The sequence below is a fragment of the Rosenbergiella metrosideri genome, assembly GCF_022602565.1.
GTDB lineage: Bacteria > Pseudomonadota > Gammaproteobacteria > Enterobacterales > Enterobacteriaceae > Rosenbergiella > Rosenbergiella metrosideri.
This window is the reverse complement of record NZ_JALBCV010000010.1, coordinates 1-14,944: the sequence shown is the minus strand read 5'-3', so window position 1 is coordinate 14,944 and position 14,944 is coordinate 1. Positions and strand designations below refer to the sequence as shown.

At 46.0% G+C, this 14,944-nt stretch carries 12 protein-coding genes; 7 read left to right on the top strand and 5 right to left on the bottom strand.

Annotation, left to right across the window (positions count from 1 at the left end; all coding sequences use genetic code 11):
* Nucleotides 1-3: 3 nt before the first annotated feature.
* Nucleotides 4-2,655, bottom strand: a complete 2,652-nt coding sequence (gene ppc / locus MKR94_RS10770; RefSeq protein ID WP_241646899.1) for a phosphoenolpyruvate carboxylase — start codon at nucleotides 2,653-2,655, stop codon at nucleotides 4-6.
* Between the two features lie 232 nt (nucleotides 2,656-2,887).
* A complete protein-coding gene (argE, locus tag MKR94_RS10765; RefSeq protein ID WP_241591523.1) occupies nucleotides 2,888-4,033 on the bottom strand; it encodes an acetylornithine deacetylase in 1,146 nt (381 codons plus the stop codon).
* A 160-nt stretch (nucleotides 4,034-4,193) separates the two neighbouring features.
* On the opposite strand from argE, the gene argC reads away from it, so the two are divergent.
* From argC to argH, 4 genes are read left to right on the top strand one after another with little or no spacing between them, the layout of a single operon-like run.
* Nucleotides 4,194-5,198, top strand: a complete 1,005-nt coding sequence (argC, locus tag MKR94_RS10760; RefSeq protein ID WP_241646898.1) for an N-acetyl-gamma-glutamyl-phosphate reductase — start codon at nucleotides 4,194-4,196, stop codon at nucleotides 5,196-5,198.
* Between the two features lie 15 nt (nucleotides 5,199-5,213).
* Nucleotides 5,214-5,990 (top strand): acetylglutamate kinase, encoded by a 777-nt coding sequence (gene argB / locus MKR94_RS10755; RefSeq protein WP_241646897.1) that lies wholly within the window; start codon nucleotides 5,214-5,216, stop codon nucleotides 5,988-5,990.
* Between the two features lie 27 nt (nucleotides 5,991-6,017).
* Entirely contained in the window at nucleotides 6,018-7,226 is a 1,209-nt protein-coding gene (locus MKR94_RS10750) for an argininosuccinate synthase (RefSeq protein ID WP_241646896.1), read from the top strand.
* A gap of 53 nt (nucleotides 7,227-7,279) precedes the next feature.
* Entirely contained in the window at nucleotides 7,280-8,653 is a 1,374-nt protein-coding gene (argH, locus tag MKR94_RS10745; protein WP_241646895.1) for an argininosuccinate lyase, read from the top strand.
* Nucleotides 8,654-8,713: 60 nt separating this feature from the next.
* Here argH and MKR94_RS10740 read toward each other — a convergent pair whose 3' ends face one another.
* Nucleotides 8,714-9,448 (bottom strand): glutathione peroxidase, encoded by a 735-nt coding sequence (locus MKR94_RS10740; RefSeq protein WP_048912969.1) that lies wholly within the window; start codon nucleotides 9,446-9,448, stop codon nucleotides 8,714-8,716.
* A gap of 128 nt (nucleotides 9,449-9,576) precedes the next feature.
* On the opposite strand from MKR94_RS10740, the gene oxyR reads away from it, so the two are divergent.
* Complete coding sequence (gene oxyR, locus MKR94_RS10735) at nucleotides 9,577-10,494, top strand: DNA-binding transcriptional regulator OxyR (RefSeq protein ID WP_241646894.1); 918 nt, start codon at nucleotides 9,577-9,579, stop codon at nucleotides 10,492-10,494.
* On the opposite strand, the gene sthA is transcribed toward oxyR, so the two are convergent.
* The gene (sthA, locus tag MKR94_RS10730) at nucleotides 10,477-11,877 is read right to left on the bottom strand and encodes a Si-specific NAD(P)(+) transhydrogenase (RefSeq protein ID WP_241646893.1); all 1,401 of its coding nucleotides are present in this window, start codon (nucleotides 11,875-11,877) and stop codon (nucleotides 10,477-10,479) included. The genes oxyR and sthA overlap by 18 nt on opposite strands.
* A 191-nt stretch (nucleotides 11,878-12,068) precedes the next feature.
* On the opposite strand from sthA, the gene fabR reads away from it, so the two are divergent.
* Nucleotides 12,069-12,731: an HTH-type transcriptional repressor FabR gene (fabR, locus tag MKR94_RS10725; RefSeq protein WP_241646972.1), complete on the top strand. Its 663-nt coding sequence runs from the start codon at nucleotides 12,069-12,071 to the stop codon at nucleotides 12,729-12,731.
* A gap of 12 nt (nucleotides 12,732-12,743) precedes the next feature.
* Here the strand turns inward: fabR and trmA are convergent, their stop codons facing one another.
* Complete coding sequence (gene trmA, locus MKR94_RS10720) at nucleotides 12,744-13,844, bottom strand: tRNA (uridine(54)-C5)-methyltransferase TrmA (protein WP_241646892.1); 1,101 nt, start codon at nucleotides 13,842-13,844, stop codon at nucleotides 12,744-12,746.
* A 145-nt stretch (nucleotides 13,845-13,989) separates the two neighbouring features.
* Between trmA and murI the strand changes: the two genes are divergently transcribed.
* A complete protein-coding gene (gene murI / locus MKR94_RS10715; protein WP_241646891.1) occupies nucleotides 13,990-14,850 on the top strand; it encodes a glutamate racemase in 861 nt (286 codons plus the stop codon).
* The last annotated feature ends 94 nt before the right edge of the window (nucleotides 14,851-14,944 follow it).

Here is a 14,944-nt window from a genome sequence, read left to right as displayed (position 1 = left end):
GATTTAGCCTGTGTTACGCATCCCTGCCGCAACGCCAGCTATAGTGACCATTAATGCTTGCTCAACATTAGGGTCTGTCGGTAGGTTGTTTGCTTCAGCTTGACGAGCGCGATGCAACAACTCGGCCTGTAGTACGTTAAGCGGATCGGTATAGACATTACGTAACGCAATGGATTCAGCAATCCATGGATGATCAGCCATTAGGTGTGCATCATTAGCGATGGTTAACACAGTTTTAATATCTTCTGCGAGTTGTTCGCGAAGCTGCTTTCCTAATGACCAAAGGGTTGGGTCCACTAAGCGTTGGTCGTAATATTCAGCCAGCCAAAGATCGGCTTTGGCAAATACCATTTCTAACATACCGATACGTGTTGAGAAGAAAGGCCAATCACGACACATCTCTTCTAAACTCTTCTGTTGGCCCTGATCAATCGCATTATTTAATGCTGCACCAGCTCCTAACCATGCAGGAAGCATTAAGCGATTCTGCGTCCAGGCAAAAATCCAAGGAATGGCGCGTAATGACTCAACGCCACCGGTTGGACGGCGTTTCGCTGGGCGAGATCCTAAAGGTAATTTACCCAGTTCTTGCTCTGGCGTAGCGGAGCGGAAATAAGGCACAAAATCCTTATTTTCACGGATATATCCGCGATACATATCACAGGAGTCTGCCGAGAGTTGCTTCATCACCTCACGCCATTCGGCTTTAGGCTCTGGCGGTGGAAGCAGGTTCGCTTCCAAAATTGCACTGGTATAGAGAGTTAAACTTGCAATCGTGATTTCTGGTAAACCATATTTGAAGCGAATCATCTCGCCTTGTTCGGTGACACGAAGCCCACCTTTCAAGCTACCAGGTGGTTGTGACAATAAGGCAGCATGGGCGGGCGCGCCACCACGTCCAATTGAACCACCGCGGCCGTGAAACAAAGTTAAAGCGATTCCCGCTTTGTTACAAGTCTTAATCAGTGCGTCTTGGGCTTGGTACTGTGCCCAAGAGGCAGCCATTACACCGGCATCTTTAGCGGAATCAGAATAGCCGATCATGACCATCTGTTTGCCTTGAATAAAGCCACGATACCAATCAATACTGAGTAATTGCGTCATAACGCTATCAGCGTTATTCAAGTCATCCAGGGTTTCAAACAACGGCGCAACAGGAAGCGCATAGTGGATGCCCGCTTCTTTAAGAAGAAGATGTACGGCTAATACATCGGAAGGCGTTCTCGCCATAGAGATGACGTAGGCCGCAATCGAGCCTTGTGGAACTTCAGCCGCGACTTGGCAGGTATCCAGTACTTCTTGTGTTGCTTCACTCGGTTGCCAATGACGAGGTAGCAGCGGACGAGGAGAAGAGAGCTCACGAATTAAGAAGGCTTGTTTATCAGCTTCTGACCAACTTTCATAATCTCCCAGCCCTAAGTAGCCGGTAATTTCAGAGATGGCCTCGGTATGGCGAGTGCTCTCTTGGCGTAAATCAATACGCACCAGTGGTACACCAAAACACTTAACACGGCGTAAGGTATCGAGAAGATGGCCATTGGCAATAATCCCCATCCCACTTTTTTGTAGCGACTCGTAGAGTGCATACAGAGGGGTCCAAAGTTGTTCGTTACTGACGATAATGTCTTTAGGCGGGGTGGTCTCTTCACCTTTTAAGCGTAATTCTAGATAGTTTTGAGTAGAAATGAGTCGTGTTCTTAACTGCTTCAGGACAAAGCGGTAAGGTTCTTGAATGTCTGGATCCTGACACATCGCCTTAACGACGTCGTCGCAGTTCGACATTGATAGCTCAGAAATGAGCACCGTCATATCTTTTATGAAGAGATCCGCGGCTTTCCAACGGCTCAGACGGATTGCCTGGCGGGTGACTGTCGCGGTGACGTTAGGGTTACCATCACGATCTCCCCCCATCCAAGAGGTAAATTTTACCGGTACGAAATCCACTGGCAGTGTGATACCAAAGGTGGCATGAACCTGTTCATTGAGTTCACGTAAAAAAGCAGGAACACCTTCCCATAAACTATTTTCAACGACCGCAAATCCCCATTTTGCTTCATCGATAGGGGTTGGCCGTTGTTTACGTATTTCATCGGTGTACCACGCTTGCTCCACGAGCTGGCGGAGACGACGCATAATTTTCGACGTTTCGTACTCTGTTAAGTCATTATGATCGAGACGTTCAAGACAGTTATTCACTTCGACTAGTTTATGAATCAGTGTCCGGCGGGTAATTTCGGTCGGGTGTGCCGTGAGTACCAGCTCAATAGAAAGTTCTTCAATAGCCTGACAAATATCTTTTTCAGAAATATTTTCGATTTTTTTCAAGCGCTGGAAGGTGGCTTGTAGCACTTCCGGCGGACTTTCACCTGGAGATTGGTGTGAAACCGTTTGATACTGCTCTGCAACGTTGGTTAAGTTGAGAAACTGGCTGAAAGCTCGGGCAACAGGGAGCAGCTCATCGTTTGACAAATTCTGTAAAGTGGTAAGCAAGGCTTCACGATCTTCCTCGCTGCCAGAACGTGAACCTTTCGATAATTTTCTAATTGATTCAACACGCTCTAAGATTTCATCGCCTAGGGCGTTTTTAATCGTATCGCCAAGAAGTTTTCCAAGCATACTCACGTTACTACGCATAGCTGAATATTGTTCGTTCATGTGACGCGTTAACCCCTTAGCTGTTGTCTGCCCATCAATTATTGTTATTGGTTTTCTGTATACCTATCTAGCCATGTAACGGAATGAACGTCAAATGTCAGAAAAGTGTGCGGTGACTTCAAAACATATCGTATTGATGCCCAATAAGCGCTTTAAAAGCGAATTGTGTTGAGTTTGCTATCTCCATAAAGATTTTTAATCTCTCTCTTGAAGAGGTGCCCCGATCTCTCGCTTAGCAAAAATGATGAATTAATTTTTTCAGCAGCTGATCGGTCGGCTCGATAAATTTTGTGTCAAGGTACTCATCAGGTTGATGTGCCTGCTCAATCGAACCAGGCCCCAGTACTAAGGTTGGGCAAAGCTGTTGAATAAAAGGTGCTTCGGTACAGTAATTCACAATTTCAGTTTCAGTACCCAACACTTTTTCGATTAATGCCACCATTGGATGATGAACTGGGCATTCATAACCAGGAATAGGAGGGTGTAAGTCAGTGATGGTTAAACGTCCCGGCCACTGCTCGCTGATCGGTGCCAGTGCTTGTGCGAGTAAGTCGTGAAGGTCGGGAAGAGAGAGCCCTGGTAGCGGCCGTATATCCATATGTAACTCACAACAGGCACAAATTCTATTCGGTGCATCACCACCGGAGATTTTTCCGAAGTTCATCGTTGGATAAGGGATAACAAATCCATCGTGGTTGAAGCGCTCTTTAAGCTGGCGGCGTAACCCTTGTAATTCCGTAATCGAATCATGCATGAGCTCGATCGCGTTGATCCCGTTTTCTGGATCACTGGAGTGGCCGGAGTGACCCTCAATACGAATTGCTTTCGAAAGGTGTCCTTTATGCGCTCGGACGGGTTGCAGTGAGGTGGGCTCCCCGATAATGGCACAATCTGGACGGATAGAGGTTGATTGCGCAAAGTAACTCGCTCCGGCCATCGTCGTCTCTTCATCTGCTGTGGCCAGGATGTAGAGTGGTTTAGTAAGTTTACTCAAGTCTATTTCAGTCAATGCCGCGAGAATAAAAGCAAAAAAACCTTTCATATCTGCGGTTCCTAACCCATATAAACGGTTATCGCGCTCCGTTAGGGTAAAAGGATCTTGTGTCCACCGTCCTTCATCGTAGGGCACCGTATCAGTATGCCCAGCCAAGAGCAGACCACCAGAGCCTTGACCATACTTCGCCAATAAATTGAATTTATTACGCGTATTCGGTACCGGCTGAAGTTCCACCTGAAAGCCTAAATTTTCGAACCAACCCGCGAGTAAAGTAATAAGTGGCTCGTTACTCTGATCCAGTACAGATTCTGTACCGCTGATGGAAGGCGTACCAATTAATTGACGATAAAGTTCAATAAATGGCGGTAATTTGTTATTCACTGTTGACGCTCCTTTGATTAGGATGTACAAATAATCATGCAAATTATGTGAATAAAAATACATTATTAACTGTCGAGATGACAACGATTTATTCACGATTCAAGGGAAAGTAGACACTTAACCCGCACCTGTTTATGAGAGCTCAGAAAGGTCTTTACTCATGTTAAATGCATTGATTGTTGGCGCTAGCGGATATGCCGGTGCGGAACTGGCAACCTACTTGAATCGTCACCCTGAAGTTAACCTTGCCACTGTGGCAGTGTCTGCGAAAAGTGAAGATGCAGGTAAATTATTATCAGATCTTTATCCGCAACTCAAAGGCCGACTTGATATCGCGTTACACGGGATGACTGATCCGCAGGCGTTGGCGGAAAAACATGATGTTGTCTTTTTAGCTACCGCCCATGAAGTCAGCCATGATTTAGCCCCTATTTTTCTCAATGCGGGTTGTACTGTCTTCGATCTTTCCGGTGCTTATCGGGTTAATGATCCAGAGTTTTATACCCGTTATTACGGATTTACTCACCAACATACAGACTGGTTAGCGAAGGCGGTTTATGGCTTGGCCGAGTGGCAGGCTGAAAAAATTCAGACTGCACAGCTCATCGCGGTCCCCGGCTGTTATCCCACAGCGGCCCAATTAGCGCTAAAACCTTTACTAGATCGCCAGTTATTAAATACCGATTTTTGGCCAGTCATTAATGCGACGAGCGGTGTTAGTGGTGCTGGACGTAAGGCTTCCCTTAAAACGAGTCTGTGTGAAGTCAGCTTACAACCCTATGGTATTTTTACCCATCGGCACCAACCTGAGATTGCGACACACCTTGGTACGCAAGTTATCTTTACTCCTCATTTGGGCGATTTTCCTCGGGGCATCTCTGAAACGATCACTTGTAAGCTAACACAAACACTCACTCGCGAAGAGATTTTGGCTATCTTCCATCAAGCTTATGATAGTCAGCCTTTAGTCAGAATTTATGATGAGGGCGTGCCAGCGCTGAAATCGGTCGTTGGCCTACCTTATTGTGATATCGGCTTTGCCATAGAGGGCCAGCATCTCATTTTGGTCAGTGTTGAAGATAATCTATTGAAAGGGGCGGCTTCCCAAGCAGTGCAATGCTTAAATATTCGGTTTAACTTTTCATCCACCCTTTCCTTACTTTAAGAAGAGTCATTGATTATGGAAAATCCATTAATTATTAAGCTAGGTGGTGTTCTGTTAGACAGCGAAGAAGCCCTGTCTAGGCTCTTTGACGCACTACAGCAATATCGCATGCAACATCAACGCCCATTGGTTATTGTTCATGGTGGAGGCTGCTTAGTCGATGAGCTTATGAGTCAGCTGAATCTCCCGGTGAAAAAAAAGAATGGATTACGCGTCACTCCGGCTGATCAGATCGATATCATCACCGGTGCTTTAGCGGGAACGGCGAATAAGACTTTGTTAGCGTGGGCCAAAAAATACGGTATTTCAGCCGTTGGGCTATCGTTGGGGGATGGCAGTATCACCGAAGTCACGCAATTAGATGAATCTCTTGGCCATGTAGGTAAGGCTTCTGCTGGAAATCCGGCACTGTTAAATACACTTTTAGCGGCTGAATATTTGCCAATTATCAGTTCTATCGGTATTACTGATGGGGGGCAGCTGATGAATGTTAATGCAGACCAAGCGGCGACGGCGTTGGCAGCAGCTTTAGGTGCCGATTTGATTCTTCTGTCCGATGTGAGTGGGATTTTGGACGGTAAAGGACAAAAAATCGATCAAATGTCGGCACAAATGGCGGAAACGTTGATTGATCAGGGCATTATTACTGATGGCATGATCGTGAAAGTGAATGCGGCATTAGATGCTGCGCGGACCTTAAACAGACCGGTCGACATTGCTAGCTGGCGACATGCTGAAAAACTGCCAGACTTATTTAATGGCTTAGCCATTGGTACGCGGATTGTTGCGTAATTTAAAGAATATTTTCAAGGATCTATAATGCAAACTCAAAATATTAATAAAATTGTTTTAGCGTATTCAGGTGGTCTTGATACTTCGGCGATTATCCCGTGGTTAAAAGAAAATTATGGCTGTGAAGTTGTCGCATTTGTTGCCAACGTTGGCCAAGATCCTGCTGATTTAGAAGGCGTAGAGAAAAAGGCGATGCAGTCTGGTGCCAGCGAGTGCCACGTCGTTGATTTACGTGAAGAGTTTATCCGTGAATATGTCTATCCAGTCCTACAAACAGGGGCACTGTATGAAGGGACATACTTACTGGGAACCTCTATGGCGCGTCCGATTATCGCCAAGGCTCAGGTTGAAGTGGCGCTGAAAGTAGGCGCCGATGCACTGTGCCATGGCGCGACTGGTAAAGGTAATGACCAAGTCCGTTTTGAGAGCACTTACGCAGCCTTAGCACCGCAACTGAAAGTGATTGCACCTTGGCGTGAGTGGGATCTACGTTCTCGTGAAGCTCTCTTGGATTACCTCAAACAGCGTGATATCCCTACTACTGCCAGTTTGGAAAAAATTTATAGCCGTGATGAAAACGCGTGGCATATCTCCACTGAAGGTGGCGTATTAGAGAGTCCTGCCAATGCTGCAAACCAAGATTGCTGGGTTTGGACAGTCGACCCATTAGAAGCACCAGAGCAACCTGAAGAAGTTACCCTGACGGTCGAGAAAGGCAAAGTCGTCGCGGTTAATGGTGAAAGACTAAGCCCGTTCCAAGCGTTAGAAAAACTGAATGTTCTGGGTGCCAAACATGGCGTGGGAAGAATTGATATCGTTGAAAACCGTTTAGTCGGTATGAAATCACGTGGTTGCTATGAAACCCCAGGCGGCACCATTATGGTCAATGCCTTACGTGCCGTTGAACAATTGGTTTTAGACCGTGATAGCTTCAAATGGCGCGAGCAGCTTGGTTTGGAAATGTCTTATGTCGTCTATGACGGACGCTGGTTCACTCCAATCCGTAAAGCGCTGCAAGCCTCTGCTGAATCCTTAGCGGAAGAGCTGAATGGTGAAGTGGTTATTCGTCTTTATAAAGGGCACGCCACGGCAATTAAAAAGAAATCTGACAATAGCCTCTATTCTGAAGAGTTTGCGACCTTTGGCGAAGATGAAGTTTATGATCACAGCCATGCGGAAGGATTTATCCGTCTTTACTCGCTGTCTTCTCGTATCCGGGCATTAAAACAACAATAAGTCTTTAGGTGGCCGTAGTGCCACCTCCTTATCTATTTTTTAGGAGAGTTACCATGGCATTGTGGGGCGGACGGTTCACTCAGGCAGCCGATCAGCGGTTTAAACATTTCAACGACTCATTACGTTTTGACTACCGTTTGGCTGAGCAAGATATTACTGGCTCGGTAGCGTGGTCTAAAGCCCTTGTCACCGTCAATGTTTTGACTGGTGAGGAGCAACAACGTCTAGAGCAAGCGTTGACTGAATTGCTGGCTGAAGTGCGCGACAACCCCATGCAGATTCTGGAAAGTGATGCAGAAGATATCCACAGTTGGGTTGAAGGAAAACTCATCGAGAAGGTCGGTGATTTAGGAAAAAAACTGCACACTGGCCGCAGCCGTAATGACCAAGTGGCGACCGATTTAAAACTATGGTGTAAGTTTCAGGTCAATGAATTAATCACTGCGGTCCGCGCAATTCAACGCGCACTAGTCGAAACGGCCTCTGCGCATCAAGACGTAGTGATGCCAGGCTACACTCATTTACAACGCGCTCAACCTATCACCTTTGCCCACTGGTGTTTAGCTTACACCGAAATGTTAGCCCGTGATGAAAGCCGTTTAGAGGATGCTTTAAAGCGCCTTGATGTTAGCCCTCTAGGGTGTGGTGCATTGGCTGGAACAGCGTACCCTATTGATCGTGACCAATTGGCTGAATGGTTAGGTTTCGCCAGTGCAACGCGTAATAGCCTTGATTCAGTCTCTGACCGTGACCACGCGTTGGAGTTAATGAGCCATGCCTCCATTAGTATGATGCACTTATCACGCTTCGCTGAAGATATGATTTTCTTTAACTCGGGTGAGGCGGGTTTTATTGAGCTATCCGATAAAGTCACTTCTGGCTCATCCTTAATGCCACAAAAGAAGAATCCCGATGCGCTAGAGCTCATTCGCGGTAAGTGTGGCCGTGTTCAGGGCGCTCTAACGGGTATGATGATGACGCTTAAAGGATTGCCTCTGGCTTACAATAAAGATATGCAAGAAGACAAAGAAGGGCTATTTGATGCGTTAGATACTTGGTTAGAGTGTCTGCACATGAGCTGCTTAGTCTTAGAAGATATTCAACTTAACTCCGCACGTTGCAAAGAAGCGGCAGAACAAGGCTATGCTAACTCTACGGAGCTGGCGGACTATCTGGTTGCTAAGGGCGTACCTTTCCGTGAGGCTCACCATATTGTGGGGGAAGTCGTGGTAGCGGCCATCAAACAAGGTATTCCTCTTGAGCAGTTATCGTTGGATCATTTTAAACAGTTTAGCGATACGATTGAAGAAGACGTCTATCCACTCTTATCGCTTGAGTCTTGTCTCGATAAGCGTAATGCCAAAGGCGGCGTAGCCCGTGAGCAAGTCACTTTTGCAATTGAACAAGCACGTATTCGTTTAGCGTAAAAAAAAAGCGGACGAAAATTCGTCCGCTACCCTGGTGTGGCACTTTCTTCTTATAATATTTTATACAGCAAAGTGCTTCTCTAAATCGTCGCTACCCCCGATGTGGCGGCCTCCGATAAAGACTTGTGGAACGGTAGAACGGCCCGTGATAGCGCGTAAGCTAACCGTGGTCGCATCTTGGCCCAAGACCAACTCTTCATATTGAAGACCTTTGTCTTGCAACAGCTGTTTCGCTTTTGCACAGAAAGGACAACCTGGCTTAGTAATAATTGACACAGACTCTTGTAATTTATGGTCTGGTGCCAAGTATTTCAGCATGGTATCAGCGTCAGAGACTTCAAACGGGTCGCCCGGTTGGTCTGGTTCGATGAACATCTTCTCGATTTTTCCATCGCGTACTAGCATAGAATAGCGCCATGAACGCTCACCAAAGCCTAAATCATCTTTACCGACCAACATTCCCATGCCACGGCTGAAGTCACCGTTGCCATCTGGGATAAATGTAATTTTTTCGGCGTGTTGATCTTGTTTCCATGCATTCATCACGAAAGTATCGTTAACGGAAACACATAAGATCTCATCAACGCCGTGTGCTGCGAATACACTATGCAGCTCGTTGTAACGTGGCAAATGGCTTGAAGAACAGGTTGGCGTGAATGCGCCAGGTAAAGAGAAAACAATGACAGTTTTATTTTTGAATAAATCATCGGTGGTCAGATCGACCCACTTGTCACCCTGACGTGTATGGAACGTTACTTGCGGGACGTTTTTACCTTCTTGATTCTCTAATGGCATGTTTTACTCCACTATTTGATATAGGTTAACTGTTTGATGAGTTAATAATATGAGACATTCCTTGATAGGGCTAATCGTTCGTTGCTATGCTACCTATCGTTACGACCTATCATGAAGGAAGGGGATTAATGAATATCCGTGATCTGGAATATCTTGTTTCGCTCGCAGAACATCGTCATTTTAGACGAGCGGCCGACGCTTGTCATGTCAGCCAACCCACCTTAAGTGGACAGATACGTAAACTTGAAGATGAGTTAGGCGTCATGCTACTGGAAAGAACTAGCCGCAAAGTTCTCTTCACGCAAGCCGGTTTACTTCTTGTTGACCAAGCGCGTACAGTTTTGCGGGAAGTCAAAATCCTCAAGGAGATGGCGAGCCAACAGGGTGAAACCATGTCGGGACCTTTGCATATTGGCTTAATCCCCACGGTCGGGCCGTATTTATTGCCACATATTATTCCTATGCTTCATAAAAGTTTTCCTAAACTTGAGATGTACCTCCATGAAGCACAAACTCATCAGCTACTCGCTCAGCTCGACAGTGGTAAATTAGACTGTGCCATTATGGCGTTGGTTAAGGAGTCTGAGGCTTTTATTGAAGTGCCTTTATTTGACGAGCCAATGAAATTAGCGGTTTACAGTGATCATCCATGGTGCCAGCGACAAACCATACCGATGGGTGATCTTTCTGGTGAAAAGTTACTGATGCTAGAAGACGGTCATTGTTTACGGGATCAAGCGATGGGATTCTGTTTCCAAGCTGGAGCTGATGAAGATACGCATTTCCGTGCGACGAGTCTTGAGACGTTGCGTAATATGGTTGCAGCGGGTAGCGGCGTAACCTTGATGCCTGCGCTATCTGTGCCGACGGAGAGAGAAAGAGATGGTGTCTGTTATATTGGATGTGAATCGCCGGTGCCGCAACGGACAGTCGCATTGATTTATCGACCAGGGTCACCTCTGCGTAGCCGCTATGAGCAACTCGCAGAGGCGATAAGCGCACATATGTACGCTTTACCGGCAGATGTACTAAAACAGTCTATTTAAACCGTTTAGCGCGGCCACGCGATAGGCCTCGGCCATTGTTGGATAGTTAAAGGTGGTATTCACGAAGTACTCTATAGTATTCCCACCATTTTTCTGTTCCATAATGGCTTGGCCAATATGAATAATTTCAGCGGCCCTTTCACCGAAGCAATGTATCCCTAAAATTTCCTTCGTTTCACGATGGAAAAGGATTTTTAAGCTACCGACATTCATCCCTACAATTTGTGCTCGGGCAAGATGTTTAAATTGAGCGCGACCCACCTCGTAAGGCACCTTCATTGCCGTCAGCTGTTGCTCTGTTTTCCCAATCGAACTGATCTCCGGGATGGTGTAGATCCCCGTTGGGATATCTTCGACCAGATGTGCTGTCGCCTCGCCTTTAATGATAGCTTGAGCTGCAATACGCCCCTGATCATAGGCTGCAGAAGCTAGACTTGGATAACCAATCACATCACCCACAGCAAAGATATGAGGCTGGCTGGTTTGGTACATATTATTGACTTTTAATAAGCCACGACCATCGGCTTCGAGACCCGCATTCTCCAATGAGAGAGAATCGGTGTTCCCCGTCCTACCATTAGCAAACAATAAGCAGTCGGCTTTCATTTTTTTGCCAGATTTGAGGTGCATAATTACGCCATCCTCAACGCCTTCGACCTTCTCAAATTCTTCATTGTGGCGGATCACTACGCCATTATTCCAGAAGTGGTAGGAGAGCGAATCCGACATTTCTTGGTCCAAGAATGCCAGCAGGCGATCACGGGTGTTGATGAGATCAACTTTTACCCCCAATCCACGGAAAATCGAGGCATATTCGCATCCAATTACTCCAGCACCATAAATAATGACATGGCTTGGTTCGTGTTTTAAATCTAAGATGGAATCAGAATCGTAGACTCGTGGATGTGTAAAATCGATATTATCTGGGTGGTAAGGGCGTGAACCGCAGGCAATGACGAATTTTTCTGCAGTTAATATTTCTATAGAGCCATCGTGGGTTGTGAGTTCAAGCGTATGAGCATCAATAAAGCGTGCATCGCCTTGGAATAACGCGCAATGGTTTCTTTCATAAAAACCTTGGCGCATATTGGTTTGTTGCTGAATTACGTTCTCAGTATGTTTGAGAATGTCGGCGAATGAAGAACGGAGTAGGCGAGTATGGTCGCTGTATAGGGGGTTCAAATTGAACTCGATGATACGGCTAACTGCGTGACGTAAAGCTTTAGAGGGAATCGTCCCCCAGTGCGTACAACCACCACCGATATTGTGATAGCGTTCAATAACAGCAATGTGAGCACCTTGTTTAACGAGGCCCATTGCGGCACCTTCACCACCAGGTCCAGAACCAATGACAATGGCGTCGTAATCGTAAGACTGTTTCATACCCATATGTCCTATTTCTCTATACATTTTTACAACTTGATTCTAACATCTTCACGATATTAGCTAAATGGTAAAACCAATTTTCCGCATTTCTGCACAAAAATTTAAGTAACAGAGCGTAATAATGTTTCCCCCGCTGTACGCTCAAACTTTGGTATAGTCTTATCATGAAAGATAAAAAGGCAGAAGTCATGGGCGTTAGAGCGCAGCAAAAAGAACGTACAAGACGTGCATTGGTTGAGGCTGCTTTTAGCCAGCTCAGTGCTGAACGAAGTTTTGCTAGCTTAAGTCTACGCGAGGTCGCTCGTGAGGCAGGGATCGCCCCAACCTCTTTCTATCGACATTTTAAAGATGTGGATGAATTAGGGCTGACGATGGTTGATGAAAGCGGTCTGATGCTTCGTCAACTGATGCGCCAAGCACGCCAGCGTATAGCCAAGGGCGGGAGTATTATTCGAACCTCGGTCTCGACCTTTATGGAGTTTATCGGCAATAATCCGAATGCCTTCAGGCTTCTATTACGCGAGCGATCTGGAACCTCTTCTGCATTTCGTGCCGCGGTTGCTCGAGAGATTCAGCATTTCATTGCGGAATTGGCAGATTATCTTGAACTTGAAAATCATATGCCTCGAAGCTTTACAGAAGCCCAGGCAGAAGCGATGGTTACTATCGTTTTTAGTGCTGGTGCTGAGGCGTTGGATATTGACTTGGCCCATAGGCGTCTACTTGAAGAGCGGCTAGTATTACAACTTAGGATGATTTCGAAAGGGGCTTACTATTGGTACCGCCGCGAACAAGAACGGTTAGCGTTGCATAGTGAAGGGCATGAAGAGGTGAACCCTATTCGTAAATAGGGTTCTATAACACTAACGCAATGTGAGTAGAACGCCAGATTCCATGTGATGGGTATAGGGGAATTGATCGAACAATGCCACGCGAGAGATCGCGTGTGTGTCAGAAAGTAATGACAGATTTTCGCAAAGTGTTTCCGGATTACAGGATATATAAAGGATACGCGGATATTGCTGTACCATTTTTAGCGTTTGCTCGTCGAGTCCGCTGCGAGGGGGATCGACAAAAATGGTCTCACAATTGTAAGCCTTCAAATCAATGCCTTTGAGGCGGTTAAACTCTCTAACGCCTTGCATCGCTTGTGTAAACTCTTCTGCAGACATCCGGATAATCTGTAAATTATCGATATTGTTGGCGCTAATATTATATTGTGCGGACTCCACAGAAGGTTTCGCTATCTCTGTGGCGAGCACCCGATCGAAATTTTTCGCTAGTGCAATCGAGAAATTACCATTCCCACAATAGAGTTCTAATAGATCGCCTGTCGCGTTTTGAGTGATAGATTGCGCCCATTCAAGCATGGAAATATTGATTGCTGCATTAGGCTGCGTGAAGCTGTTCTCAACTTGTCGATAAACCAGCGTTTCGCCATTTACGGTGAGTGCTTCTTCTATATAGTCTTTATCTAGGACGATTTTTGTCTTTGTCGCTCGACCTATGATGTCGATAGTGAACCCCATCTGCCGTAACCGATCTCGCAATGTTTTAGCGGCGGCGATCCATTCATCATTCAATGGTCGGTGATAGAGTAGTGTGACTAAAGCTTCACCACTTAAGGTGGTAAGATAATCGATTTGGAAGATTTTATGACGAAGGACTTGCTCCTGCTTGAGTGCCTCAATCATGATTGGCATCAGCTGATTGATTAATTCACTCGCCGCAGGGAACTGCGTAACCGGTATGCGTGACTTTGTCGCTTGGTCGAACATGATATGGTACAAATCGTCGCCTTCGTGCCAAAGGCGAAATTCTGCACGCATACGGTAATGACTCACAGGTGAACGGAAGACTTCTATCTCAGGATGGTGATAGGACGATAATAGCTCGCTGAGACGTTGATGCTTTTCAGTAAGCTGTGAATCGTATTGTGTTATGGGAAGATGTTCCGGAGTCATAAATTGAACCTATAGAATAGCCTGATCAGCGGAGAATTGTAGGGATTCTCTACACGATGTCCAGCTTCTATCGTGATCCGTTGCTGAGTTAACCCCGCCGAGAGTGGTATCATCGCCACTATAATCAGAGGCGTATGAGAAAATAATGGTTATACCGATTCAATATCCTTCAGAAATGAGTTCGTCTCAGGGCGAGGAAGCGCCAACAATCTTAATTCTTGACTCTGGAGTCGGCGGGCTTTCGGTTTATGACGAAATAGCGAAACTATTACCGACAGCTCGATATCTCTATGTTTTCGATAATGCAGGCTTTCCTTATGGTACTAAAGAGGAGTCATTCATTATCGAACGGGTCGTACAGATTACGCAGCAGATGGCGGATAGGTATCCGATCAATCTTGCGGTTATTGCTTGTAACACGGCCAGTACTATAACTTTACCTCGACTTCGGGATACATTTAGTTTTCCAGTTATAGGTGTAGTGCCAGCAATAAAACCTGCAGCGCAACTGACACGTAATGGGGTAGTGGGCTTATTAGCGACGCAGGGGACAATACGAAGGGAATACACCTACGAATTAATCAAACAATTTGCGACCGACTGTCAGATTGAGATGTTAGGTGCATCTTCTCTGGTGGAATTAGCAGAGCGCAAACTACAGCGACAAGATGTGAGCTTGAACGAAATCAGGGCAGCGGTAATGGATTGGTTAAGGTTAGCCAAGATTCCTGACACGATCATTTTAGGGTGTACGCACTTCCCTCTATTAAAGGAGGAGCTTCAGCAAGTCTTTCCAAGTGAGACAATTTTCGTGGATTCGGGGATCGCAGTCGCTCGTCGAGCGGTATTCTTACTCAAAGATTTCACTATCCCCACCCTTTCGCAATCTTCGAATATCGCTTTTAGTACACTCGAGGATGATAAATCAGCATTACTTTTACCCGTTTTACGTCAATATCGGTTTGAAAAGCTCGAAAATCTTACAAATATTGAGCGGATTGCATGAATCTCCAGCAACCGATGATTTTTTTTAAATAATCCCTTGCGCTCTGAGCGGAACTCCCTATAATGCGCATCCACTGACACGGCAAAGCGAGATA